This is a genomic window from Paenibacillus sp. FSL P4-0081, from assembly GCF_000758565.1.
GTDB lineage: Bacteria > Bacillota > Bacilli > Paenibacillales > Paenibacillaceae > Paenibacillus_AQ > Paenibacillus_AQ phytohabitans.
Genome location: NZ_CP009280.1, coordinates 8143326 through 8169199 on the forward strand (window position 1 = coordinate 8143326; position 25874 = coordinate 8169199).

Genomic DNA, 25874 nt, shown 5'->3' on the forward strand with positions numbered 1-25874 from the left:
ATTTTACTATATCTGCCCAGGTATTCCAGTGCAACATAATGGGTCCAACCGGCGTTAGAGAAATAACACATACTTACCTACTAACATAACCAAAGGAGCTGTCCCATGAAAACTTCTCTCAGAACAAGCGCAGCGCTCCTGACGCTGTCGCTGGCCCTCACTACCGGAGTGGTCTCCGCTGCCCCTGCAGCAACCAGTTCAAACCAGACCAAGGCTGCCCAGAAAAAAGCCGGCGCCTCACTAAGCACGTACGCCATTGCCATTAACGGTACAGCCATCACAGAGACCGGCTTTCTGCCTTCCGGCACCAAGGAGCCGCTGATTCCGCTGCGTACCGTCGCTGAGTCACTGGGCTTCAAGATAACCTGGAACACGGCAACCAAAGCTGTCGACTTGAATAAAGGAAATATATACACAGCTGTGAAGAGCGGCGAAGACCGCTATGTGATCAATAAAATGTACACCTCACTCGGAACGGCTCCGCTGACTAAGGCAGACAAAATGTATGTCCCCGCATCCTTCGTAAGTGAGGTACTGCATCAGACCGTTAGTGTGGAGGGGAAGAATATCGTGATCACTTCAGCCGCAGAGCATGTCCTTGAGACCGGCGTCATCACCGCCATCCGGAATTCCGGCGGCACTTCCTCCATTCAGATCAAGGGTACCGGAACCGCAGGGCTCGTACTGAATGTCAGCGGAGATACGGTATATGAGAAGACCGACGGCACCAGGCTGGCCTTAGCCGATCTTCAGATCGGTATGACGGTAGAGGCCGAGCACGCAGTGTTCTCCACCCGCAGCCTGCCGCCGCAGACGCCCGCTTACCGGATAACGGTCCAGGATACCAAGGCTCAGGCTGATATGCTGGGTACGGAAGGCACTCTTGAAGAGATCATCAAGGCCGAAGACGGCTCACTCAGCCTCCGTATCAAGGGCAGCGCCCTCAGCGATCTGTCGCAAAGCGAGATCGTGCTTCGCCTGACGGAGGATACTCTGCTGGTGAACGCGAGCGGAGAAGCTGTAGAACAGTCTGCTCTGGTGCAGGGCGCTACGGTTATGGGCTTCTACTCCCCTGTAATGACCCGGAGTCTGCCGCCAATCGGAACCGCGCTCAAAGTTGTTGTGGAGACCGTTCAGCCTTAACTCAGCCACCGCACCTGTAAAACTAAGTGGATTTATGACATCTATTGCTCTCGCCGCAGCATCTTTTTGGATAACAAGTGGATTTATGGCACCTAATTCACCCCAAATGTCCACCTTAAGCTGATTAGGGCAGAATTAAATGTTCTTTTTCCAACTAAACCACCCAAATCAGACATTTCACATGAAATAGATGTCATTTATCCATCTGCTGCTTAACTGTATGGCAGAGGAACAGGCCTCTCGGGAGTGCGATCCATCGCAGTGACTAATCACAACAACAGAGCATCCCTCCAGCCTACGGAGAGATGCTCTGTTTGTATTTATCCCGAACTAACCCTTGGCCGCCTGCCGCACGACAGGCTGCCGGCCGAGGGTTACTCTGTTCTTGCCCTTAGCCTTGGACTGATACAGGGCTTCGTCCGCCTCGCGGTATAGATCCTCGAAGGTCACATCGCTGCGCTCAGTGAAGGCGATGCCAATGCTGACGGTCAGCTGGATGCTGTGCCCCCCGTCCAGCAGGACGATGTGCTCGCCCAGGGAAGCGCGGAAACTCTCCGCTTCTCTCAAGGCCTCGGCCTCGCTGCCGGCAAAGAAGCAGACCGCGAACTCCTCGCCCCCCACCCGGCCGGAAATCCCGTTATGTTCGTACACCTTCATAATCTTCCGGGACAAATCTACCAGCGCCTGATCACCGGCCAGATGTCCGTATGTATCATTAATTAACTTGAAATCATCGATATCGAACAGCAGCAGCGCCATTCCCGCCCCGTGCTGCGCAGAATAATTCTGCACCAGCCGCATGAAATGCCTGCGGTTGTACAGGCCGGTCAGATCATCAACGGTAGCCTGATGCAGCAGCTCGCGTTCATACCTCTTCTTCTCACTAAGATCACTGAAGACCATCAGCATGCCTGTGTTCTCTGTGCGGGTCCGCTCCGTGGCAATAAGTGCGACGCCGAAACAGGCACCGTCCTTGCCGGAAGGCTCGATCTCGAACTGGCCTTCCAACCGCTTGGCATAATGGTCCGAAATCTGCCCGTACTGCTTCAGCAGCAGATGTATGCTTCGGCCCCTCCAGGTGTCCGCCTTCTCTTCCAGCAGCCCGGAGAGCATCGCATCCGCAGCTTCATTGACATCAATGATATGGTCATAGCGGTCCGTCAGTACAATGCCGTCTTTCATATTCTCGAAGATTTTATTCTTGGCAAGCGGATACAAGGAGAGCCGTGGATCACGGAACAAGGAGAGGTACGCCACGATGATGGGCGGAAGATAGGTAAACGCTGTGAACCCGGTAATCGTAATTTTGAGCAGCGGAAGCAGAAGGACCGTCAGTACCGGAATTACCAGCCCGAGCAGCAGCATCAGATTACGGCGGAAATAATATGCAGGAGCATTCAGGAGGGAGATCGCCAGTAAATAGACTGCATACAACCCGAACAGCTGGTCATATGCAATAAGGATCATGCTTAACACTGTAGGCTTCACTGCAATTCCGGTAACATCTGCCACTGTTGCGAGCCCAACCTCACTGCGCATCAGATGATGATAGGAATCGGTGAAGATCAGCACAACATCGAGCACGACCGGAATACAAAAGAAAATAAGCCTCTTGGCCAAACCCTCAGAGGAACGGGAAACATACTCTTTAATAACGGCATAGGTAAAGATAGCACTCAAAAAAAGCGGGCCCTGCTGCAAGTTCTTCCACCATAGCTTGGCTTGAAAGGAATCCGACAGAATCTCTCCGGCCGTAGCCGCGAATATCAGGCTGACCAGCAGCATCAATATCCATAAATAGCATCTTCCCGGTGTGTGGCGGTGCTTGAAAGAACCGATGCCCATGTAGAGACTTAGAACGCTGCCCATTACTAAATAATAAGGATAACCCTGCATCCACGGCATGTCATATTTCTCCTATTTTTGAGATAACTTTGCCTTATTATATCCTACTCTTTCGTACAAATGAATCTTTCTTCCAAAAATACTATCTGTACCCAAGGTATAGGCGTCCGCCCGCCGTTCCATGGAGATGCCTGAACATACACGAAGACCCTACGGGCAGCCCGTAGAGTCTTCAAAAGGTGAGAAGCGAATTTATAGTTATGCAGGATTCCAGTTGCTAGGGTGCTAAACCGGAGTAGAATCGGCGTAATCTCGATCTTCTCCGTCTTTTCAAGTAGTACATGGGTTAATCAACTACCTTTCGGAAAACACGCAGGCATGCCCTTCCAAACGTCTAATTGATACCTTCCACTTCCCACCTAAGCATTAATACCCCCTACGCAGGCCGCTTAAACAGGCGTGCATAAACAAAACAAAGAGGATACTCCTTCACCATCTGCATGGATGCGGGAATATCCTCTATAGTAGGAATACCATTATTTCTTCTGTGCCAACCGTTGTTTGAACTTGTCAACACGGCCGCCAGTTTCGGTATCTCTTTGTTTACCTGTGTAGAACGGGTGGGATGCGGAGCTGGAGTCTACACGGATCACTGGATAAGTGTTGCCGTCTTCCCATTCCATCGTTTCACCGGAAGACTTGGTGGACGAGCTCAGGAATTTGTAGCCTACGCTTGCATCGAAGAAGATAACCTGGTTGAACTTAGGGTGTATGCCTTCTTTCATTGTAATAACCTCCTTTCCGTACTAATACAACTTCTATGGTATTATGAAGCCATCTCTTGGTCTATTTAATAATTCCGGTTAGACGAAGGGAGATGCGTAAATCTTCCGATTTTTACACGCCATACTATCATACGTGAAAGCGGGCCTGGAGTCAACCTTTTGAGCCGGAAAAAAGGGGGTTTGTCACCCTGCAATCAGGCACCGCGGACCGGGTTGTCCTGCAACCGGCTTAGGGATGAACGTTAGAGCGATTTCACCATTCCGCCGTCGATAAGCAGGGATTGGCCGGTAATATAAGTATTGGCAAAAGAACCGAGAAATACTGCCGCTTTACCGAACTCCTCCGGGGTTCCCGTTCTGCCGAGCGGAATCCCCTTCAGCGCCTCCGCCTGGACTTGCTCAAGCGAAGTCCCCAACGCTTCCGCCCGTTTGCCGTCGAGCTGGAGAATCCGGTCTGTACCGATGCGTCCGGGCGCCAGACTGTTGATCAGAATGCCTTCGGGTGCAAGCTCCGTGGCCAGGCTCTTGTTCAGCGCGTTCACCCCTGCGCGGAACACATTCGAGAGAATCAGCCCCTGGATCGGCTGCTTGATCGAGACCGAGCTGATGCTGACAATCCGCCCTCCGCCAGCGCTGCGCATATGCGGCAGCGCTTCGCGGATCAGGCGGACCGTGCTCATCAGCGTAAGCTCGAAGCCGCCGCTCCAGTCCGCGTCGGCCATATCCCCGAAGCTGCCGCCCGGAGGCCCGCCGGCGTTCGTGACAAGCACATCGAGGCCGCCTCCATATTCGGCGGCCGTCCGGACCGCCCGTTCAATATCCTCCGGGCGGGTCACATCCATCTCCGCCACGGCAACCTCTTGCCCCGTGGCCTCCAGAATCGCCTGCCGCGCCGCCTCCAGCTGCGGCAGGCTCCGGCTCGCGATCGTCACGCGCGCGCCTTCACGCGCATATTCCAGTGCGGTTGCCAGCCCCAGCCCTTTGCTGGCGGCGGCTACGAGCACTGACTTTCCTCCAAGACCCATATCCATGATAATGTCCTCCTGTCAGATTGGATTGAAGCAAGAACCCTAATCTGCATTATACATCGTATTCAAGCTGATTTTTGGCTTGAACAATGAAATCGAGCGGATTCTCAATCTTGTCCGCCTCATACTCCACTGCCCCAATCTTCAGCCCCAGGTTCACTTTATACTTGCCGGAGAACTCGGTATCATTCAATTCCTGCAGCCGGAGCTTGATCCGCTCAATGACAATCTTAGCCCCTTCACGGTCCGTGAAGAGCAGGAGCCCCCAGGTAGCGTCCTCCTTGTCCAGCAGATACAGCGCATCATTGGTGCGGATACTGGACTGGCTGAGCTGGGAGACATCATAGATCGCTTCGGACAGCTGCTCTTCCGGAATCAGACGGCGGATCTCATTCCAGTATTTCACCTTGACGACAAGCAGTGTAAGCGGAATGTGATACCGTGTCGATATCCCGGTGAACAGGCTGGCATCCTTCTGAAAAGAGATACTGTTGCGCAGATCCGTATTCTCATCCACCGTGGCGAGATTGGCCGTCCGCTTCTGCAGGCGCTCATTCTCGGCCTGCAGCTCACGGCTGCTGGACGTGAACACCCAGAGGACGACTGTAATCAGCGGAGTCATAATCAGCCAGAAGTACGTATTAACGCCAATAGATGCCCCTTCGGACACCGTTTGATAGACCACGAAGAAGCCGTAGCCGAAGATAAACGCCAGATTCAGCGTCAGTCCCGCAGTTACCGTGGTGAAATACGTGACCAGCGCCAGCAGGAAGGCCACATTCAGAATAATGATGTTCTGGATATAGTGATCCGGAGAGCCGGCAATGAATACGGTGCAGGCAAACATCAGGACCAGGAAGGCCAGAAACCCGAGATCAGAGATTAGGCTGCTGCGGTTACGTCTCACGCTTATCACCACGTTTCTTCATATGTTTGCGGAGCAGGAGCAGCAGCGATACAATGACCAGCGTGATCATAAGAACAGCCGCAACCACAAAGCCCAGCACATCTGAACGCTCAATAATCTGCGCCACTGTTGATTCTTTCGCCGCGCCTGAGAGGGTTTTGAAGCGGTACGCGTTAACCTGGCCGTCTTTGTCTGCAACCACACCGTCCCCATAGACCTTCCAGCGGTCTTTCTCGCTGGCAATCAGCTTCGAGACCAGGTAGTAGCTCTCCGAGCTGACCGCTGTAACCGCAAGCAGGCCCCGTCCGCTCTCATAGGGTGAGTCCAGCAGCTGCAGCGTACCGATGCCGGCACCGTACTGCTCCTCAATCGCTATTTTCTCATTGGACAGCAGGGTCGAGCCGTCTTTGTTGTATTTGAAGAAAAGCTTATCGTTGTTGTCGCGGATCACCTTGTTGTTCTTATAAGTACCGATGGCAATGATATTGTTGTCCTTCAGATTATCCGCAGCTACATCATCGCTGTAATAATGGACATCCCCGGTGTTGCCTCCGGCATATTGGCCAAGCATGTTGAAGATATTGCCCAGACTCTGATAGGCATAGTCATCCATCTCCTGCGGGAGAACGACCGCCACACGGTTGAAGATGCCGTCGCGCAGGAACGGGTACGGATAGTTGCTCAGCAGCAGCTCTGTGCGGTCCTTCGTGTTCAGGCGCATCATCGATTCCTTGCTGACATAGGCCCAGGGCATCTGCTCCGTATTAGGGGTACAGATGGCATTCGCCATCTCCAGATCAAACGCCACCGTGATCGAGAAGTTGCCGGAGATGTTCAGGCTCTGCGGCACATCCAGAGTCAGCACATCACCGTTAGCCAGCTCCTTCGTCAGCTTCTTGCTGCCGACCGGCGTATTATTGATGCTCACCGTCACCAGTGAACGCTCAAAATCCAGATTCCCCGCATAGCGGAAATCGAGGCTGATTTTGCCGTCATCCGCAATCGAGCGGTTGGACGGCAGCGAAACGAAATAAGTCTGCTCCTGATGATTCGGTCCGGTCAGCTTATCCCCGGTCTCCGTGAACGTAACATTGGAGCTGATGGGCGGCGCCGGGTCTGCTACATCGGTAGCATCATCCACAAGCTTCAGGTCTTCGCGGATCTGGCTCAGCAGCTCCCCGCTGGCCATGAAGCGTCCGGCCTTGATCAGCAGGCTCTCATCCCTGGAGGTAACCACCAGCACCGGTGAGGAATCCTTGTTCACCAGCTGGATCACGGCATGGGTGCTGAGATCAGCTGTAGTGCTTACCAGATTCTTCAAGGTGGCCGGAAGATGGTCATACATCGCTACAAGCACCACTGCACGCTTGTCCTTCAGGGTATCCTCACGGTAGGGCAGCAGCGGAATCGTCTTATCGTTCAGCGTATTGCCTTTGGCGAAGCCCGACAGGGCGTAGGTCGCGCTCTCCAGTTCAGAGCCGGTGGCATTCTCCGGCACGGCCAGCAGGCTTTGTCCTCTTTTCACCGTATCCATTCCCGAGAATCTGGCACTGAAATCCGCAATCCCGCCCGTAATCGCCTTAGGCGCGTACTTCACGGATATATTGGAGGTATTGAACAGATGCAGCCAGCTGTCCTGCGTATTGTCTACACTGCAGAGCTGATAACCCTCCGTATCGGTCTTCAGATTCCCCTGGATACTCAGCGTGTTGCTGCCTTCCTTAAGGAAGCCCTTAGGCGCCGGAACGCTCAGGCTCTGCTCCCCGTTATTCTCAGCGGACGGTCTGAAGGAGTAGAACGGAATGCCGTTAAGCGACAGTGTCACACTTGACTGCTGTTCCGCATTAATCTGTGACACCTGAAAATGCAGCCTGATGTTCACCGCATCGACGTTCCAGTAATCCATGACTGTGAAATACTGCTGCTGGGAGCTTGTCCCCGTTAGAGAGATCTCGCTGCCCGTAAATGAAGTCTCGTAAGTCATCGTGGCGTCACCGGGAAGCACTGCTGCTGCCAGTGCCGCAGGAATTTGAACCAGGAAAAGGGAGAGGCAAATCAGCCCTATCATTATCTGTTTTTTCATCATGTTCCGTATCTCCTGTATCGCTTATTTCTTCTCCTCCGGCGCTTCAGTAGCGCTCGGTTTTGTACCATTTGGCTTCCCGTTTGAAAATGACGTCTTTGAGATAGTTATACAGTCCATAAGCGGCGACCACCATCCACAGCTGGCAGTACGAAACATACATCAGCAGAATGATCCACAGGTTCGACAGGCTCATCTCGCCTTTCTCCGTAGTCAGCGTAACGAAGATTCCGACCACGAACAGAACAATGGCGAGCAGCCACAGGAAGCTGCTGAGCCCGGCAATGGTCGTATGGACATACCCCATCGCATGGAGGACAAGCAGAACATCAGAGGTGACCAGCGAGATCAGGAGCAGGAAATAGATCGACACATAATACAGGATATCGAAGCGGATCTTCGCCGCCTTCCGGTCGAAGAGGAGCGGAAGATTCTTCACAATGACATAGATATTCCCCTTCGCCCAGCGTGTCCGCTGCTTGAACCAGACCTTCACCGTCTGCGGCTCCTGCTCCCAGGTGACCGATTTCGGCTGGAACTTGATCCGGTACCCCATCATATAAATGCGGAAGCTAATCTCCGTATCCTCGGCAATTGCCTTGACATCCCAGCCGCCGATACTCTCTACAATAGACCTGCGCATAATGAAATTCGTTCCCGGAATCGTACAGAGCTTAAACAGCTTCCAGCGGCCGGCCTGCGCCATCCATTGAAACGACAGGGTCTCAATATTAATAAACCGGGTCAGCAGGCTTGCATCGCGGTTGCGGGTTCTGAACTTGCCGATCACTGCTCCCAGGGTGGAGTCATTCATGATCTCAGCCACAAGATAGCGCAAAGCGGTACGTTCCGGTGTATTGTCGGCATCATAGATGGCAATGAGCTCCCCCTTGCTGCGGGTGAAGCCGATGTTCAGCGCATTGGATTTTCCTTTGCCGCCGGTAATAGCATCCGTATTAATGATGATCAGATTGCGCTGCGGATTCCTCCGCTGGATATCGCCCAGCAGCTCCGCGCTGTTATCCGAGGAATTATCGTTGATGACGATGATCTCATACCGGTCATGCGGGTAATCCAGCGCCAGCAGGGATTCCACGGTTTTGCTGATGACCACGCCCTCGTTATGCGCAGGGACCATAATCGTCACCATCGGATACTCACCCCTGATCTCCGGCACTGCCTTATTTTCAGTTTCAATATAGTACAGGTAGCCCGCTATAATCAGCGCTACATTCACCAGCAGCAGTGACCAGATGCAGATCACCGCAATGACCATCAGCACGTCTGAGACCGTCATATTATTCTCCTAATGTTGTTTGATTTTTCCGGGTTCCTTATTTCAAATATTTCCTCCGGTAGAGCCTGTAGCCGATCGTAAGCAGCCCTCCGAACAAGAGCAGTGCAATCAGGATCACAATAATAAAAAACCGGTTCTGCACGCTGAACAGCCTGTTGAAGCTTGTAGCCTGCTTCTCCTGGTACTGGTAATCGGCTGCGACTGTCTGCGGGGTATAGTCAACATTCAGATTGTTGCCGTTAATGTAAATTACCCCATCCGCTGATTCGATGGTATTGATGTCTGTAACAACGTTATGGGCCTCTCGTTTATAGTCGGCGAACGTATACCACTCTTCCCCCAGATTCTGCATCAGACTGTCCAGTGCAGCCTCATCCTCAGGCAAGTCGACAGTAACTGCCGCATTCAGCGGAAGCTCCGGCATCGCCTTGCCGGTCCTGCTGATCCCTTGCAGGAATTCCAGCGGCAGACTGTACAGGGTGGACGGGAAGGTCACCGAGGTGTCCGTCTGTTCCATATATCTGGCTTCTTCATCCGCGTAGAGTACCGCCGAGTCGAAGAAGCCCATACCCGCCGTAGAATACTCCTTGTCATACGTCCAGTAGCCTTCTGCAGCCATACCCAGCGGAGCTACACCGCCCTCTGCCAGCACATTGATGAAGCTGTTCATCTTGTCATGCAGCGACCGGTCACTAAGGCTAATCGGCGGTCTGACCGCCGGAGCATTGACTACAATGCTGCCGTTGCGGGACTGCACCGTTCTCAGGGCTTCCAGATACCGCTTCATCGCCGGAAAATCAGTATTTCCGAATACCGGCCGGACACTGGCGATGAATGGAATTCCGCTCTGGTACAGCCTGTCTGCCGTTTGCTCAAGCAGCTCGAGATCAGAGAAGGGATAGATCTCCTTGAGCACCAGATACGTACGGGGCCGGGCGGAGGATTTCAGCCAATCCTTCAATACATAAGCCGCGGCCATGCTGCTTAAATCGCCCTGCTTCAGATAGGGCATATAAGTAAATTCGCCGCGGCTTACCGCGTAGGGCATTTGCACCCCGCCATCTTCAAAAGACCACCCGCCGTACGTACGGCCGCCCTGTGAAGCAGTAATATAAGGCATTTCTTCCACTTCCAGCGGAATGCCGGTGAACCCGCCGATGGAGAGGCTTGCGCTGGCTCCATGCCAGATGTCTGTCTTCAGCTGCAAGGCTTGCTGCACGCGGTCCAGCGGCCGGTATCCGACATACATCACAGATCCTTTATAGCCCGCTGCGTCCTGCAGATAAGCGCTATTCGTAATCTTCAGCTCCGCACTGTTAATGACGGTGATCATTCCGGAGTAGGCAGTCAGGCTGCCTTGCTCATAATCGGATATATTCTTAAGCGTAACCTGTGCACTGTAGGCGGCAAGCAGCCGCTGCAGCTCTGCCACATTCCCTTCCTTCCCCGTGCCTTTCGCCAGGCTGTCATAGAGCAGCAGAATATGCTGCGCAGCGGCAGGTGACGCGGCGGCGGCAGGTGACGCGGCGGCGGCAGGTGACGCGGCGGCGGAAGCCGCCGGGGCGGGCAGCAGGAGGTTCCCTGCCAGGAGCAGCAGCAGAACGATAATTCCTCCGCGTTTCAAATACTCACCCCATTATTCAGGGCAGCGTATTCTGGGGCCGGCACGGAAGGCGGTGCAGCCGGCATGGATTTCCGGGAGGAGATTCCGCGGCCAATGACGCTCGATATAACCTGGAAAGTGATCAGGTCAAAGGCTAAGGTAAACAGGAATTCATGCTTCGCAATATCGGCATCGCCTGCTCCGATAATGGAGACTACAATGCCGGACAATCCGACTAGCATTGTAGCCAGAATCACGAACAACCGCTGCATTCCCCGGTAGTCCCGCGCCCGGACCGCGCTCACGAAGGAAGGCATATAGACACCTGTAATCACAGCCATCCAGAGGAGGATGAAGGCAAAGGTGCGGGGAGCCAGCTTCTCCTTCAGCGTACTGTACACGTTGAAGAAATGACTCTGCGCCCGAAACTCCTTGCCAGCAGATTTCTCATAATTCCCCATCGCCGCCGGCTTGATCGTATAGGCGCTTTCGGCAGCCGTATCGAGAATCGAGCCCAGCTGGTCCGGATGCGTAACATAATATTTCAGAATCGAGACAAAACCGTATTGGCTGTAGAAATCCTTTTCCAGCAGATCCGATTTCACATCCACGGTCCCGTATTGGTCATAATAGGTATTCTCTTTGAGGATTGCGTACTGTTCATTAATCCCGAAGGATTGAAGCGCGGTCTCCGGATTCTCTGATTCCATCAGTACTCCGCGGGTCATGGCATGATACTGGTTAATATTCACGAATTCTTTGGAGATATTAAGATAGGTGGCAATACCGGCGAACATCATCAGGGCTGCGGACAGGAGAGTGACCCAGCGGAACAATTTATCCCGGCGGATCCAGACAAGTGAGATAGAGAGCAGGGAAATCACCATGCCCACAGGAGCATTTTGCTGCTTGGAGGTCGTTAGGATCAGCGTGCTGACCAGAAGTACCGCCAGCATGGCGTAATCGTTGTATCGTTTGCGGTACAGCAGCAGCCATGAAGCGAACACCAGAATCATCGTGACCATTACCAGGCTTTCGCCGAAGAACGAATTGAAGTAGGCGGTATATCCCGTGTCCCCGAAGATAAAAACTGCCAGAGCCGCAACAATCATCCCCCGCTTCCGGGACATCTTGAACGTAACGGCTTCAATGAGCAGGTAGACAGCAGCCACATACAGGAGCGTATAGATCGCGGCCTGAAACCGGATATCGAACACTTCCTTGCTGAATACCAGCTTATTGACGAACAGCGCCAGCTTGATAAACAGGGACTGGGAGGAGACCAGCATCGAGCTGTTCTCGTTATAGTATTGGTAGATTCCAAACTGCTTGATGAAATACCCGAAATACTGGCTGTCATAATCCGGGAGGTTGAAGTACAGTCCATTGCTATATATAATCCGGAAAAAGTCACCGTTATCTGCCATTCCCACATAGGGAGCGGTAAAGAGCGCGATGACTGTTACGAGCAAGACGCCAAAAGCCGCGGCAAACGCCGGGGTAATCCGAAGGCTGGCAAGGGTTATGCCGGGCCGGGTTGATGTTTTCACTGGGTTGTCTATCATACCGATTCACCTTCGTTACTATAGTTGTTGGTTGGAATAGGAATAAGCGAGGAGCGCCATCAGATTGTCAAAAGAATATGCCTGCCCGGCAGCCTCATCACCGAATCCGCCATACAGCGGACTTGCAGCATTCACGGCTCTGAATTCATTCATCCGTTCAATACTGGCCGTATAGAGAGACTGATCGCCCAGCACAGCACCGATCATGGCCGTGAGCGCATAAATCGCCGTAGAATGGATATCATTCGTCCGCTGGCCGTCACGTGTATACTGCCCGTACAGTGTGCCCGCCGTAACCTGCTCTTTGATATAACGGATGCTCGCCGGCTTCTGCCGGTTGCTCTCGGCCAAATGAAGAATGGTCAGCAGCGACTCTACGGTGTTGATGTGTTCGGAGCTGTACTGGCCAGTCTTGTAATCGAACCTTGTCTCATAGAACGGGAAGGAGTCAGACAAATATCCGTCTTCCAGAATCCCGCCCATATTATTCAACAATATCCCGCTTAATTCGCTAGATATCGACAATTTTCGCAACACACTCAGATCAATATAACACAAAGTTACGAACCCGTTGGTGGTTTTGAAAATATTGTCATAAAAATCATACATGTATCCATCTTTTACATTATTATCATAGAATCTCCGGCTATATTTATCGGCTGCTTCCGTGTACTCCGGCTGATGAAATGCCTGTCCTGCTTCATACAGCGCGCCGATCAGCCGCAGGTCGTCTACCGCTGCGTTCACAGTGTATTGCTTCTGCTGCTTGGGACTGAACCGGTAGCTGAAACCGCCCTCCATATCGAAGGTATCGCGGGCCAGCGTCCACTGCTGGTCAAATCTCTCCTGATCGCCGTTAAGCACGGCCGCCCTCATCAGAAGCGAGGCCGATTCGCTCAGAACCTCATGGCCTGTAGCCATCTCCGCCGCTTCACCGGTTTCCTGCAAATTCGTATATACCCCATAGGGTCCCGTGAGCTGCGTATCTATGAATTTCAGTAATTGCTGTTCTTCGTCCGCTGTGTCAAGCAGCGGCTCCTCCGGCACGTTCGTTCCCGCAGGAGTAACTGCCGGAGAAGAAGTAGCCGCGGAAGGTACGGGCCGGGCCTGATTACTGCTGCATGAGGTGATTAGAAGCAGCGATATACCCACTGCAGCCGCCTTGCTGAGTGTACTCCCCAATTCATCACATCCTTAAAAGACAAGTCCTTATATTGGCCATAATAATATAACGGTAATTTATGTCACATTGTTTACTGTTTCTGCGAACATTATGTGTCTAATTCATAAATTATGCCATTTCTTCAAAAAAAGCAGAGCTGCCCGGATCATTCCGATCCGGGCAGCTCTGCTTATGGTATATAGTTCAGCCTCTTGTGATCCTGCGGTAAGTCTCCTCATCGGCGACGATATAAAGCCTGGCATCATCCGGGATCGGCTGCCCCAGCTTACGGTTAATGCCAAGGTCACCGCGGTCGGACAGCAGGGTAGCCCCCTGCCGCAGCAGATCCTGAAAGGCATCTCCATAGGTATTCCACGCACGGCTGCGCGGAATCTCATAGATATCATCACCATGCTGGCGGCTGAGCAGCTGGGTAATCACTTCAGAATTGCCTTCCTGCAGGGCAGATCTTACCGCGAGTCTGGAGATGGCATCATGGGAGAGTACGAACTCGTTCACCTGAACATGCTTGAAGTTCTGAATGTTCTTCTCCTGCATGATTTCTACGGTGGTATGTACTTGCGGGGCGATCCGCTCAATACTGGAGGCGATCAGCAGCGTCTTGCCGTCGCTCAGCGAGGCCTCGTCTATACGGGTATCGCCGAACACAATTGCCGCTCTGGCGCTCCCGATATTCGCCTTCAGCAGGATATCATCACTGGAGGCATCACCGTTAATAAAGTGGACCTGCTCCAGCTGTTCCAGCGGATGACGGCCGTTCTCATCGATAATTACGATCTTGCAGTTCCCGTCATAACACAGAATTTCATCCACAGCCGCCTGTGTTTTGCGGTTCCAGTTAATCAGTACGACATGATTATGCCCGTGAAAGCTCAAGGTTCCGGCTCCTCTCCTGCGCTGCATCTCTCCCATGGCATCGATAATCTTACCGATAACCAAACTGAGCAGACCGATGCCAAAGATATATAAAAATATCGTAAACACCTTGCCGGTGACTGTAGTAGCGAAATAATCACCGTAGCCTACGGTTGCCATGGTGGTCATCACCCAATAAAAGGCGTTGAACCAGCTATGAAAAGTATCCGGCTCCAGCAGGAAGGCAGTGGATGCACTCAGAATGACAAAGGCCAGGATGATCAGACCTATAGACTTCTTTTTTAGATGAAGCAGCTTACCGGAAATTCGGATTAGAAAGTGCAACGCTCATCCCTGCTTTCGGGTAGTTAGCTTAAACCGGCCGGGCAGCTGCTGCCAGAACATCCGAGGCACGGCAGCTGCCCTGCTGTCTGGCCGGTCCTTTTAAATAATCAGGCTGCTGACCGCAAACGCTGTTCCAATGAATACCATGCAGAGTGTTACGCCTACTGCAACATTCCCCTTCTGTAGCTGTTCCGAAATCCGGAAGCCCGGAGTGAACAGCTCAAAAATCCAGTAAGAGGCAACTAGACAGACATAGCCTACCGCAAACCAGAGCATCATGAACCAGATGGAGGTATTGGTATATGCCGCTACGCCGAGAATGATCGCCGTGGCCAGGAACTTGCCGCCAAAGGCCAGCGATACAGCGACATTCCCCTTCTTCAGCTCTTCCATATCCTTAAAAGGAGTCATCAGGGTGAATATAACCATACCCAGCACCTGAAGCAGAACAATGGTCAGAATACTAACCACCAGATTAATAACGATCGTCAATTAGCCCACCCCCGGAATTTCGCATAGGCCGAATCATAGTCGGCGAAATCATGTACTTCCTCCAGCACCACGGAGGCTGTTTTTTGTTTCTCCAGCGCGGTATAGCGCTTGTCATCAATCGGCTGCTTAATCCGGTTGCCGGAAGGCAGCTCGAGTACGGCAAAGTTTCTGGTTTTGTCCTGATACTGGGTTTTGTACACCCCGACAAGATCCACATCCGTTGTGATGGACACCTTCAGATTCGCCAGATCCTCCGTTGCCGTCTTCTGGTCACCGTATGATTTCAGCGTGGTCCAGGAGGACAGCCGGATCTCATTCTTCTGATCAGCATCTGTTACCAGCTCCGCATCCATGAACTGCAGTGTCCATACGGTGTCGCCTGTAGCATAATTGCCGTCGTTCGGCAGCAGCTCGTTATCCGGCAGTACGGTCATGTCGCTGCCGATCAGATCACCCACCTTGCCTTCGACTACCCGGTAATCCCACGGCACCCGCGACACGCTGTCCGTTGTTTCGGTATCGGTGTGGAACACACTGTTACTGTTTCCCGAGCATGCGCTTAGCAGCATGACTGCCAGAAGCAGCATTGCAGTCAGCGCCCCGGCCCGGAATCTGCGTCCGGCGGCACGTCCCTCTCTACCCTTGTTCATCTTCAAGCCCCCTCACTCCTAGCGCGATAAAATGACTGGCATTGCCTGTAATCGGTCCGCCAGCCCGGCCGAGCAGCCCGCAGGGCTTCCCGTTAATCACGAACATACCGGTCAGCAGGTGAAGCTCCCCTTCGCTGGTCTGAATCCGGGCCATTTCGGCTCTTTTTTGATAGACCACCGGGAACAGCTGACTGCTGTCATACCCTTCCTCATCCTCTATTTCAAGCGTTCCGCTATCATCAAAAATCCGCACGGACCCGCCTTCCCGGCCGAAGACAGACTTGGACACAAAGCTTTCGGAGAATACCGCCTTATTGTACGTAGGCAGTATGTAACGGGAGATGACCTGGCGTTCCTCTTCGCTGAACAGCAGACCCAGCTCATACATCCCCCATACCGCAGCAATCAGCCCCTTGGATTGCAGGATAATACTATGCGGCCCGTTGAACAGCTGTAGCTTCCCGGTCTCGATGGCGTAAGCCAGGGCGTCGCCGCCTTCATCCACTGCCATCCACTCCTTCGGATAGAGCGCGAACATCCGCTCAATGATCCGGTCCTCTGCGTCCTTCACTACACCTTCATCAATCCACAGGTCCAGACAATCGACGCAGCGGATATCCAGTCCGCTATGCGCTGCAAGGGCATCTATCGTTCCGGTATCCTCCTGATGGCTGCCATAGGCAACACAGGCTGCCGTATCCGGACGTTCAGCGCCCCAGGCTGCTGCAAGCTGCTGCTTCATTGCGGCATTCGGATTCCCGATACCCGCCTCTGCGCAGATCCACGGCGTGGCGATAGAGGCCTCCACATAGCCGGTCGGTGTATCCGCATTCAGCTCCAGCAGCTTAATGGTTCCGTCGCCGGCTACAGCAAAGTCAAATCGGGCATACCGGCTGATCAGCCCCGGCTCCGGCACAGGACAGTCGTCGAGCATCTGCCACAGCACCGGGGGAATTCCCAGCAGATCATACAGGTCATGCTTAAGATGGACGTAGCGGACCGCCTTATCCAGAATCATCCACAGTCCTGATGAGGCATCCTTCAGTTCCCGGTAGGTCTCACCGCGCATCACAGCTATAGCATCCAGCCAATATTCCTCTTCCTCCAGGTCAGCCCAGGTGAAGCCCAGCTCATGCAGCTGCTGTACCCGGGGTGCCCGCTCCAGAGCGGACTGGTCCAGATATTCGAAGACGCTCTCTGCCGGGATCATCCGCCGAAGCCGCTCTTGCTTGAGCTTTTGCCGGAGCTTTTACTGGAGCTGGATTTGGACGTGGATGAGCTTGATTTGCCCGAGCCCAGCCCGCTGGAGGTGCCGCCGATTCCGCCTGATTTCGAAGAGGTTTTCCTTCTGGTGATGGAGCCGGTCGATGAAGTCGAGGTCTTCGGTTTCACCACTGATCCGGCTACAGGCTTGTTCTGGAAGCTGCCGCTGCTGTAGGTTGGCGGCTTATAGGCAGTGCGTGTGCCTCCGTAATAAGTCGGCCGGTCATTGTACCACCCTCTTGAAGAGTAGAAAGAGCCGCTGTTGAACAGCATGTGGTACAGAAGCACATCATCCCAGCCGAATCCCGAGTTATAACCGCCATAGTTGTTGATTACTGTTGTCCCGCCTGATGTTACCGCTCCCTGTCCTTCCTGGACAGTCTCTTCCTGATTCTCATCCGGATAGGGAATATTCCAGTCAACATTTTTGTCGAAATAATTCTTAACTTCCTCGGTAGACCAGGACACCAGCTTCGGTTCATCCCCTGTACCGCCGGTACTCCCGCTGGCACCAGCGCCTCCGGGAATAAATAACGCATTGGCCAGCAGGGCAATGCCGAGCGAGGTCGACAATACGCGGATCGGCTTGCCGTCAGGGGTGAACAGCCTGCTTACAGCAGGTTCTTTAACATTTTCGTCTTTTGCCAACTTGGGCCCTCCTTTCCTGATAATGTTCTTTAACCTTCGGTACGCATCGGAACCAGCAGAAGCTCAAGCTTCCCTTCGTCCACATTCAGCCGGCCCTCTACCGCCTCGAACTCACGGCCGCCTACGACTATATAATTCACATGCTCCAGGGCCGTAATCATGTTCATGCTCCAGACGCGCTCCTCAATAATCTGCAGCTCGCCTTCGGGCATCTTCTCAAACAGGATGACATTCATTCCATTATCCACTCCATACCAATCCCTTCTGAACGATCTTATGCTTCTGATACGCTGCCGCTATTATTTCGTTTCAACTCGCGCAGCCTGGAATATCTGTACCACAGCACCAGGCTTAATGAACATAAACTCACCACAAACAGCAGAATGTAAACATGCTTGTAGGCGGCGGCAGGCTCCAGGTTCCGCTTAGCATGCAGCAGCAAGCCGAGGGCGGCGACAGAAACGGAGCCGCCGAAGAACTGGATCAGCTGCAGCAGCCCCATGCCGGAGCCGATCCAGCTGCGGGGAAGAATGCCCGACGCCTCATTGTTCAGGGAAGCCATGGTCGCCGAGAATGACGGCGAGAAGCACAGATAACCCGCGAGCAGAATGAACGGGGAAACGGACAGCTTCATGGCAAAGACGGCCAGGACAGCGGCAAGCACCCCGTGGCCGATAACCAGGAACCGGAGGTTGCCGTAGCGGTCTATCCAGTGGCCGACGTAGCGGGTCAGAATCGCGGACAGAATCGCTCCGGGCGCAATGAACAAGCCGATGCTCAGCGCCGATTCATGGAATAGGCCCGCCAGGGCAAGCGGCATGAGGAACAGATTGCCGAGGTTCAGCACCAGAATGCAGAACCCGATCGCAGTCAGCTTCAGATACCCGGGCATGCGCAGCAGCTGAGGGTTAATGAAGGAGTTCTCCGCTTGGGCCAGATGGCGGGCATGAATAAGCAGCGACACTACACTGGCCGCAAGCCACAGGTAGGACTGGCTGGTGACCGCCAGCAGCAGGCTGCCTGCGTTAAGAACCGTCAGGGCCGCCCCCGTCACGTCAAAAGCGGCAGGCTGGGGCTGTTCCTTCGGCAGCAGATGCAGCAGCACAGGCAGAACGATCAGCACGAGGCAGGTGATGCCGAACAGGCCGTTCCAGCCGAAATACTGGCTGATCAGACCGCCGATAATCGGCCCGAGCCCGAATGCCATCGCGCTGCCTGCGGAGATCATGGCGATAGCTGCGCCGCGTCTCCCGACAGGAACATAGCGGCTGGCCAGCACAAGTCCGAGGCCTGCCATAACTCCTGCTCCTGCAGACTGCAGGATACGGGTCAACAGCAGGATGCTGAAGCTGTGCGCGAATAATCCGCAGACGGAGGCCAGACCCAGCGTAGTCAGGCCGATGGTCAGCAGTCTGCGGATCGGCACCAGGTCAGATAGCCTGCTGTAGATTACAGTTGACAGGGCATAACCGATGGAATAGCTCGATATGATCCACGAGCCCAGGTCCGCTGATATCTGCAGATCCTGAATAATTGTGGGCAGCGATACATTAAACATAGTGGTGTTCATAACAACGATAAACAGGCAAAAGGTCCATAGGGGCATTACAACTTTGTCGTTCATTACTCCATCCCTATCTATATTATCTGTTCAGGCTCAACTAAATTCTATGCCTAACAAATAATAATGGCAATGTCCTTAGGATGAATGCCCCCGGCTGATTTATAGCACCTTCTGGACCCAGCTGTCTATGACATGATCCGGCCGGATGCCTAAATCCCGCTGCAGCAGTTCCTTATATTTATCATAGTGTTTCCTAAACCCGATGAAATCTCCCAGGTCGGCGTAACTTCTCAGCACCAGCCGGCAGATTTGATCGGAATACGGGTCCAGTGCCTGCAGAACCAGCAGCCTGTCCAGTGCCTGCCGGGGACGTACGGAGGATAATTCATATTCGGCCGAATGCAGCGACATGCGGATGAAGCGGACCTGCAATTCCTTGCGCCGCGTTTCTGCCCAGTCATAATGATGTTCTTCCAGATAATCTCCGCGGTACAGACTCAGCACCGCTTCTCTGCGCACCCATTCCTCTTCCGATTCCACAGAGGTACTGCAGTATCCCTGCTCGAACTCTTCCAGATCAAGCAGCACATTCTCCTTGGTCAGCCTGTACCGCTCCTGCGAGAACTCAACCTGCACGTCCATATCCCAGGCCTTAAGCAGTTTACGGATATGGTACACCGTTGTATGCAGGTTGGTTACTGCCTTCTCCGGTTGGAAGTCCGGCCAGACCCAATCCACAATGGTATCCTTAAGAATCCATTGGCCGCGGTTATGGAGCAGCAGGGCGAACACTTCCTGCGCTTTGCTGGTTCTCCACTGCATCTTGCGCCCGGGCTCCGTGCTGTCCATGAACTCGAGACGTTTGAAGCAGAGAATCGAGAGCTGCTTGACGGCAGCTGCAGGCTCCGGGAGCGTCTCCACACGCGCTTCATTCTGCTCTATGCGAACCTCCAGGCGTTCGAGCGTCTTGCTAAGGCGCTGGGAGGTTACCGGCTTCAGCAGATAGTCGGCGGCGTTCAGTTCAAAAGCCTCAATAGCATACTCACTGTATGCTGTGATATAGACAATCCGCGTGCTCCGGTCCAGACCGGCAATATATTCGCCGGCTTCCAGCCCGTTCATCTCCGGCATGCCTATATCCAGGAAGACGATATCCGCCTTCTCCTGCTCCAGATGCTCCAGTCCCCGTCTAGCCGACGTATACTTGCCGGTAATCTCCAGACGTCCGTCTTTCAGGAGCAGGCGCTCCAGATGCTGCAATGCAGGCTTTTCATCATCGATTAGTATCGCTTTCATTGAAAGGACTCACCTCATGTCATCGTTCTCGAGTTGTCAATTACCTGGGAATTGTATAAGATATCGCTGTCCCCTGGCCGGGCACACTGTGAATACTAAGGCCTGTTCCGTACATTTTGAGCAGCCGGCGCTGAATATTCCGCAATCCGATGCCGCCCTCTGTCCGCTCTTCTGACAGAACCTCCGCTATCCGCTGCGGAGACATCCCGACACCATCATCTTTGACGGCAACTACAAGCTGGCCGGGCAGCAGCTGAATCGACAGCCGCACTGTCCCTCCAGCCTCCTTCTGCATCAGCCCGTGGTTGACGGCATTCTCTACAATCGGCTGAATGCTGAGCGGCGGAACCAGCCCCATAATATCGTCCGGGACATCGAACTCGATATTCAGCCGCTCGTCAAACCGCGCCTGCTCGAGGGCAAGATAGGACTGAACCAGCCCCAGCTCCTTCTCAACAGGAACGGTCTGTCCCCGGTTCTGGAAGTCAAAGCTGCTCCGCAGGTACTGGCTGAGATCCAGCAGCAGATCAGTGGCCTTATCCGGGTCTACCGGACATACGGAGATGATCGCATTGAGCGCATTATACAAGAAATGCGGTTTGATCTGGGCCTGCAGGAAGGCAATCTCCGCCTGAACGGATATCCGGACAGACTTGCGCATATCGAGCAGTGTCTGCACACGCGCCCTGAACTCGCGCAGCTCCACCGGCTTACTCAGATAATCATTGGCTCCGGCCTCGAACGCAGCCTGGATATCCTCGGGACGGCTGCTCGCCATCAGCACCAGAATCGGCAGCTCCGACAGAACAAACCGTTCACGGATCGTTTTGCATAATAACAATCCGGGTATTTCCGGCATCACCCAGTCTGCAATGACAAGATCGAGTTCAGGGTACTGCTGTATTTTACTTATAGCTTCGGCCCCGCTGCTGGCCGTAATCACCGAATGATTCTCCAGCTGCAGCACATTAACCAGCACCTGAAGATTGACAGGATCATCATCCACAACCAGAATGAAGCAGCATTCCGCAGGCGGCGGAAGGACCGGCTCTTCTCCCGGCAGCTGGACTGCCGCTGCCGTCTCCCAGCCGGTAATTTCCAGATACTCCTGCTCCAGCAGAGCTTGGCTTCTCCGCAGGATGGGTTGCGTGAAGCGGAAGACAGAGCCTTGCCCCAGCTCCGAATGCACCTCTATCTCTCCTCCGGCCAGCTCAACCAGCCTCTGGGTAATGCTGAGACCGAGGCCGTTTTCCCGGTAGGCCTTCTGGGCTGCGGGTCCGCTTGGATCATAGGCATCAAAGATGGAATGCAAACGCTCAGGAGCAATCCCCTGCCCCGTATCCGTGATAAGAATGGCAACATACTCTTCTTTAACCTCTGCAGACAGCGTTATCACGCCCTGAGGCGTATAATTGACGGCATTTGCCAATAAATTATGCAGAATTTGAGCAAGGCGCTGTTCATCCGTCTCCAGCAGGGGAAGATTGCCGGGCAGGTCCAGGCGGAATTCAAGATTGTCCTTTCCGTATACCTGGCGCGTCACCTCCATAATGGAGACAGCCGCGGTGCGGAGATCCACCGCCTGCCGGCGCAGAAACAGCGAACCGTGATTCAGCTTCGCGAAGTCAGACATATCATTGATTAAGGCAGACAGCCGCTTGCCCGTCGAGACAATCATGAGCAACTGCTCACTCTGGGCACTGCTCACGGAACCTGCCGCACCCTGCGCCAGTGTCTGGGCCATGTTGACCATTCCCTGCAGCGGCTTGCGGAGCTCATGGGAAGTATCGGAGATGAAGTCGTCCTTCAAGCCATCCAGTGTCTGCAGCCTGCGTGACAGCTGCCCCACCTCAAGGAAAGACGACGCATATTGCCGGGTCATAACAATCGCCTGAACGAATCCGAACAGGACAATTTCATAAGAGATTATAAAATAGCTGAATGACAGGTTCATAAAACTGACCAGATAGCAGATAATAACGACGCTGAGACTCTCAATGCTGACCATCATCAGGAACATATTTTTCGGATTCCGTCTTGTCCCCTGAACCATAGAGTAGAGCACAAAGCCGATACTTACCGAGCCCCAGGTCAGCAGCAGGCCCTCCAGATAGCTGAACAGATAGGCCGGCATGAATATAGAGATCAGCAGCAGCACGCTCGTAATCATTTTAGAGGCCTTAATGACTGCAATAGACATCGGGTAATTCACGGAATTGGCGACATAGCGCAGCAGATAATAGTAGACCAGCGTGGAAGAAGCCAGCTGCAGCTTGAGCACAACTTCATACGGAAGCCCGGGAAGCCCAGCCGCGATCAGCTTCTCGCCGTGGGTCAGAATGTAGACAAAGGCCGCCATGCAGAATAGACCCAGATAGAGGGTGACCCCCCGGCTCTCTCTTACCTTGGAGAACATCAGCAGGAATAAAGAAAGAATAATAAATCCGAACAGCGCTCCGCCGTCTACAAACAGCGCAAATTCGCGGTGCTTCAGAATAGAGGCCTGATCGCCGATGACAATCGGCAGAACGATACCGCCGGAGGAGTAACTGTAATTCGCCACCTGTACAATAATCTCCATGGTATCTCCGGTCACCGAAGCAAACCCCGTATAGGGTATATTATTCTGCCTCCCCTCAGAAGCCATGGGGGCGGGGCTGCCGCTGCTGCCAATCTCCTGCCCGTTCACGAAGACCCGGCTTGCCGTACGGATGTTGCTGGTGCGCAGACCGTATATTACGGCTTCCCCATAGGCAATCCTGGCCTGCAGACGGTAAGTGCCGTACCCTTTGGCTGCGGGTTCACCGGTGACGGATATATAAGGATTCCATTTCCCGGGAACATGAACCATTCCGGACACGGCAGGCATGACCGGGTTCCTCCGCTCCGGGGAGAACGCCTCAGGCATAAGCAGCGCACCGCGGTACAGCTCCCATTCCCCGTTCAGCTTCACAACACCGTCTTTGCGGAAGTCCCAGCTGCGCAGATCGATCATCCCTTGCCGGGCTTGCGGCATTCCGCGGTTTATATGGAGAGTCTGGAGGATAGAGAGCAATGGAATGATCAACACCAGCACCAGACTGCCTAGAATACTAAGCCAATATTTTTTCATGCCCCATGCCATTCCCTTCTAGCTGTCATTGTATAAATTATACATTAAATTCTGTTTATTTAAGTGCAATAAAAAAAGCCGATTCCCATTTATTTCGGAATCGGCTGCTTATCTTATTAGGTTAAAATTTTAGGAATATTTTACTTTACCTCCGGAGCGGCGACTGCGGAAGCTGTGCTCTCCTGGGTTTTGGACAGAAAGATATTAAGAATAATTGCTGTCAGAGATCCGGAGACGATCCCGTTCTGCAGCAGCATTCTGGCGAACTCCGGCAGCTGGTCGAACATAGACGGCAGCACAGCAGAGCCGAGACCGACAGCAATACTGCAGGCGGCAATCAGCAGATTGCCGTCCTTACGCAGGTCAACATCCGAGAGAATCGACATGCCGGATGCAGCAACCGATCCGAACATGACAATCATCGCCCCGCCAAGCACCGCGTTTGGCACGACTGTAGTCAGCGCTGCCAGCTTCGGCAGCAGCCCGAGCACGATCATAATTCCGCCGGCGGCAAAAATAACATTGCGCGTCTTCACCCGGGTCAGCGACAGCAAGCCGACATTCTGGGAGAACGCCGTATAAGGGAACGCATTAAACAATCCGCCGAGCATGATGGCAAGCCCTTCAGAACGCAGGCCGTTCACGATCTGCTTCTGTTCTACCTGCTGATCCGTTGCCTTGCCCACGGCAAAGTACACACCCGTCGATTCCACCATGGACACAATATTAACGATAATCATCGTGAAGATCGCCGTAATACTGAACTGCGGCCAGCCGAAGTAGAATGGCTGGGCCACACTCACCCAAGAGGCCGTAGTCACTGTAGAGAAATGTACGATGCCCATGGCATAGCCGATTACGGTTCCGACAACCAGACCTACCAGTACAGATACGGAACGCAGGAAACCTGTAGTCAGGCGGTTCACCGCCAGAATTACGAGCAGTGTAATCAGGGCCAGCAGCAGATTGCGGGGCTGGCCGAAATCAGCGCTGCCCTGTCCTCCGGCCACATTATTCATCGCTACCGGGATCAGCGAGAGCCCGATGATAGTTACTACGGAGCCGGTTACTACTGTAGGGAAGAATTTCAGCAGCTTCCCGTATATCGGGGCTGCCAGTACAACGAACAGACCGGAGATAATAATAGCCCCGTACGCTGTCGGGAGATTGGAGCCTGAAGCGATAGCGATAATCGGGCTGACTGCGGTAAAGGTACAGCCGAGTACAACGGGAAGGCCGCTTCCGAAATACTTGCTGCCCATAATCTGCAGCAGCGTTGCCAGTCCGCAGGTGAACAGATCCGCTGCGATCAGATACGCCATCTGCGTTCCGTTCAAATTCAGTGCCCCGCCGACCACCAGCGGCACAATCACAGCTCCGGCATACATAGCCAGCACATGCTGAAGCCCGAGGGCGAATATCTTCTGTTTGCTTAGCATCCTGCACTCTCCTTAATTAATTCTTCCGCACGGGCAGTGCCGGTGCAGGGATTATCTATAAAGTGAATTTCCCCCGGAGACATCGAAGCAATCCGCGCCAGGGCATGTACCGGAATTCCGCGCTGCTCCAGCAGGCTGCGTCCTTCCTGGAAGCTCTTCTCAATGACACAGCCGACTCCCATCAGCTGCGCCCCGGACTCCTCCACGATATCGCAAAGTCCTACAAGCGCTGCGCCGGTAGCCAGAAAGTCATCGACAATCAGCACGTTGTCGCCAGGTCCGAGATACTTCTGCGAGATGCTGATCAGGTAGTCTTCCTGACGGGTGAAGGAATGCACCGGTGCGGAATAGACTGCCTCGGAGAGGGTAACAGCCTTCTTTTTCTTGGCATAAATAAACGGCACACCCAGCGCAATGCCTGCAGCCATGGCGAACTGGATGCCGCTGGCCTCTACAGTCAGCACCTTGGTGATGGGCTGGTCTCCGAAGATAGCTTTGAATTCCTGCCCGATTTGCAGCGCAAGCTCCGTGTCCACCTGATGGTTCAGAAACGAATCTACCTTCAGCACAGTCTCCGATAGAATTAAGCCTTCTTGTCTAATGCGTTCCTCCAGTACTTTCATTACAGCGATTCTTCCTCCTTTAAAATAAAAAAGACAGATCCCCTTGAGTGTTTCTCTCAAGTGAATCTGTCCTTCTGGGTTTTTGTCCCTTAGTGGTGTAACACATAAGCGTGTCCGCATCGCTTGGACCAGTCCTTCCCCTGCCGCA

At 53.5% G+C, this 25874-nt stretch carries 21 protein-coding genes; 1 reads left to right on the forward strand and 20 read right to left on the reverse strand.

Annotated features, from left to right (window positions below; genetic code table 11):
- Nucleotides 1–105: 105 nt before the first annotated feature.
- Entirely contained in the window at nucleotides 106–1143 is a 1038-nt protein-coding gene (locus tag P40081_RS34690; protein WP_042140394.1) for a copper amine oxidase N-terminal domain-containing protein, read from the forward strand.
- A gap of 330 nt (nucleotides 1144–1473) precedes the next feature.
- Here the strand turns inward: P40081_RS34690 and P40081_RS34695 are convergent, their stop codons facing one another.
- From P40081_RS34695 to P40081_RS34790, 20 genes are all read right to left on the reverse strand, one after another.
- Nucleotides 1474–3048, reverse strand: a complete 1575-nt coding sequence (locus P40081_RS34695) for a histidine kinase N-terminal 7TM domain-containing diguanylate cyclase (RefSeq protein WP_042140395.1) — start codon at nucleotides 3046–3048, stop codon at nucleotides 1474–1476.
- Between the two features lie 476 nt (nucleotides 3049–3524).
- Nucleotides 3525–3773, reverse strand: coding sequence for a type B 50S ribosomal protein L31 (locus P40081_RS34700; RefSeq protein ID WP_039304788.1), 249 nt, complete (start codon nucleotides 3771–3773; stop codon nucleotides 3525–3527).
- Between the two features lie 242 nt (nucleotides 3774–4015).
- A complete protein-coding gene (locus P40081_RS34705; RefSeq protein WP_042140396.1) occupies nucleotides 4016–4804 on the reverse strand; it encodes an SDR family oxidoreductase in 789 nt (262 codons plus the stop codon).
- 49 nt (nucleotides 4805–4853) lie between these two features.
- A complete protein-coding gene (locus P40081_RS34710; RefSeq protein ID WP_042140397.1) occupies nucleotides 4854–5708 on the reverse strand; it encodes a diguanylate cyclase domain-containing protein in 855 nt (284 codons plus the stop codon).
- Nucleotides 5698–7794, reverse strand: coding sequence for a cellulose biosynthesis cyclic di-GMP-binding regulatory protein BcsB (locus P40081_RS34715; RefSeq protein WP_052422155.1), 2097 nt, complete (start codon nucleotides 7792–7794; stop codon nucleotides 5698–5700). Before P40081_RS34715 ends, P40081_RS34710 begins: the two co-directional genes overlap by 11 nt.
- Before the next feature lie 43 nt (nucleotides 7795–7837).
- Nucleotides 7838–9088, reverse strand: coding sequence for a glycosyltransferase family 2 protein (locus P40081_RS34720; protein ID WP_039304777.1), 1251 nt, complete (start codon nucleotides 9086–9088; stop codon nucleotides 7838–7840).
- A gap of 37 nt (nucleotides 9089–9125) precedes the next feature.
- On the reverse strand, nucleotides 9126–10712 hold the full coding sequence (locus tag P40081_RS34725; RefSeq protein ID WP_042140398.1) for a hypothetical protein: 1587 nt from the start codon (nucleotides 10710–10712) through the stop codon (nucleotides 9126–9128).
- Nucleotides 10709–12256 carry a glycan biosynthesis hexose transferase WsfD gene (gene wsfD, locus P40081_RS34730; RefSeq protein WP_042140399.1) on the reverse strand — a complete coding sequence of 516 codons (1548 nt, stop codon included), beginning with the start codon at nucleotides 12254–12256 and terminating at the stop codon, nucleotides 10709–10711. The genes P40081_RS34725 and wsfD overlap by 4 nt, the downstream gene beginning before the upstream one ends.
- Before the next feature lie 18 nt (nucleotides 12257–12274).
- Complete coding sequence (locus P40081_RS34735) at nucleotides 12275–13438, reverse strand: glycosyl hydrolase family 8 (protein WP_042140400.1); 1164 nt, start codon at nucleotides 13436–13438, stop codon at nucleotides 12275–12277.
- Nucleotides 13439–13622: 184 nt separating this feature from the next.
- Complete coding sequence (locus P40081_RS34740; RefSeq protein WP_042140401.1) at nucleotides 13623–14639, reverse strand: potassium channel family protein; 1017 nt, start codon at nucleotides 14637–14639, stop codon at nucleotides 13623–13625.
- A 99-nt stretch (nucleotides 14640–14738) separates the two neighbouring features.
- Nucleotides 14739–15131, reverse strand: a complete 393-nt coding sequence (locus tag P40081_RS34745) for a DUF350 domain-containing protein (RefSeq protein WP_042140402.1) — start codon at nucleotides 15129–15131, stop codon at nucleotides 14739–14741.
- On the reverse strand, nucleotides 15128–15781 hold the full coding sequence (locus P40081_RS34750; protein WP_042140403.1) for a hypothetical protein: 654 nt from the start codon (nucleotides 15779–15781) through the stop codon (nucleotides 15128–15130). Before P40081_RS34750 ends, P40081_RS34745 begins: the two co-directional genes overlap by 4 nt.
- Nucleotides 15768–16991, reverse strand: a complete 1224-nt coding sequence (locus tag P40081_RS34755; RefSeq protein WP_042140404.1) for a glutathionylspermidine synthase family protein — start codon at nucleotides 16989–16991, stop codon at nucleotides 15768–15770. The genes P40081_RS34750 and P40081_RS34755 overlap by 14 nt, the downstream gene beginning before the upstream one ends.
- The gene (locus tag P40081_RS34760) at nucleotides 16988–17692 is read right to left on the reverse strand and encodes a hypothetical protein (protein ID WP_042140405.1); all 705 of its coding nucleotides are present in this window, start codon (nucleotides 17690–17692) and stop codon (nucleotides 16988–16990) included. The genes P40081_RS34755 and P40081_RS34760 overlap by 4 nt, the downstream gene beginning before the upstream one ends.
- 29 nt (nucleotides 17693–17721) lie before the next feature.
- Nucleotides 17722–17928: a hypothetical protein gene (locus P40081_RS34765; protein ID WP_042140406.1), complete on the reverse strand. Its 207-nt coding sequence runs from the start codon at nucleotides 17926–17928 to the stop codon at nucleotides 17722–17724.
- 38 nt (nucleotides 17929–17966) lie between these two features.
- Nucleotides 17967–19316: an MFS transporter gene (locus P40081_RS34770; protein ID WP_042140407.1), complete on the reverse strand. Its 1350-nt coding sequence runs from the start codon at nucleotides 19314–19316 to the stop codon at nucleotides 17967–17969.
- A 99-nt stretch (nucleotides 19317–19415) separates the two neighbouring features.
- On the reverse strand, nucleotides 19416–20552 hold the full coding sequence (locus P40081_RS34775) for a response regulator (RefSeq protein WP_042140408.1): 1137 nt from the start codon (nucleotides 20550–20552) through the stop codon (nucleotides 19416–19418).
- Between the two features lie 40 nt (nucleotides 20553–20592).
- Nucleotides 20593–23664 (reverse strand): ATP-binding protein, encoded by a 3072-nt coding sequence (locus P40081_RS34780; protein ID WP_042140409.1) that lies wholly within the window; start codon nucleotides 23662–23664, stop codon nucleotides 20593–20595.
- 140 nt (nucleotides 23665–23804) lie between these two features.
- Entirely contained in the window at nucleotides 23805–25103 is a 1299-nt protein-coding gene (locus P40081_RS34785; RefSeq protein ID WP_039304744.1) for a nucleobase:cation symporter-2 family protein, read from the reverse strand.
- Nucleotides 25097–25726 (reverse strand): xanthine phosphoribosyltransferase, encoded by a 630-nt coding sequence (locus tag P40081_RS34790; protein WP_042140410.1) that lies wholly within the window; start codon nucleotides 25724–25726, stop codon nucleotides 25097–25099. The genes P40081_RS34785 and P40081_RS34790 overlap by 7 nt, the downstream gene beginning before the upstream one ends.
- Nucleotides 25727–25874 lie beyond the last annotated feature (148 nt).

Excerpts from the sequence above, each read along its gene's own strand:
- P40081_RS34690 (WP_042140394.1), top strand. The coding sequence starts at position 106 with ATGAAAACTTCTCTCAGAACAAGCGCAGCGCTCCTGACGCTGTCGCTG.
- P40081_RS34695 (WP_042140395.1), bottom strand. The coding sequence starts at position 3,048 with ATGCCGTGGATGCAGGGTTATCCTTATTATTTAGTAATGGGCAGCGTT.
- P40081_RS34700 (WP_039304788.1), bottom strand. The coding sequence starts at position 3,773 with ATGAAAGAAGGCATACACCCTAAGTTCAACCAGGTTATCTTCTTCGAT.
- P40081_RS34705 (WP_042140396.1), bottom strand. The coding sequence starts at position 4,804 with ATGGATATGGGTCTTGGAGGAAAGTCAGTGCTCGTAGCCGCCGCCAGC.
- P40081_RS34715 (WP_052422155.1), bottom strand. The coding sequence starts at position 7,794 with ATGATGAAAAAACAGATAATGATAGGGCTGATTTGCCTCTCCCTTTTC.
- P40081_RS34720 (WP_039304777.1), bottom strand. The coding sequence starts at position 9,088 with ATGACGGTCTCAGACGTGCTGATGGTCATTGCGGTGATCTGCATCTGG.
- wsfD (WP_042140399.1), bottom strand. The coding sequence starts at position 12,256 with ATGATAGACAACCCAGTGAAAACATCAACCCGGCCCGGCATAACCCTT.
- P40081_RS34750 (WP_042140403.1), bottom strand. The coding sequence starts at position 15,781 with ATGAACAAGGGTAGAGAGGGACGTGCCGCCGGACGCAGATTCCGGGCC.
- P40081_RS34755 (WP_042140404.1), bottom strand. The coding sequence starts at position 16,991 with ATGATCCCGGCAGAGAGCGTCTTCGAATATCTGGACCAGTCCGCTCTG.
- P40081_RS34765 (WP_042140406.1), bottom strand. The coding sequence starts at position 17,928 with ATGAATGTCATCCTGTTTGAGAAGATGCCCGAAGGCGAGCTGCAGATT.
- P40081_RS34770 (WP_042140407.1), bottom strand. The coding sequence starts at position 19,316 with ATGAACGACAAAGTTGTAATGCCCCTATGGACCTTTTGCCTGTTTATC.
- P40081_RS34775 (WP_042140408.1), bottom strand. The coding sequence starts at position 20,552 with ATGAAAGCGATACTAATCGATGATGAAAAGCCTGCATTGCAGCATCTG.
- P40081_RS34780 (WP_042140409.1), bottom strand. The coding sequence starts at position 23,664 with ATGAAAAAATATTGGCTTAGTATTCTAGGCAGTCTGGTGCTGGTGTTG.
- P40081_RS34785 (WP_039304744.1), bottom strand. The coding sequence starts at position 25,103 with ATGCTAAGCAAACAGAAGATATTCGCCCTCGGGCTTCAGCATGTGCTG.
- P40081_RS34790 (WP_042140410.1), bottom strand. The coding sequence starts at position 25,726 with ATGAAAGTACTGGAGGAACGCATTAGACAAGAAGGCTTAATTCTATCG.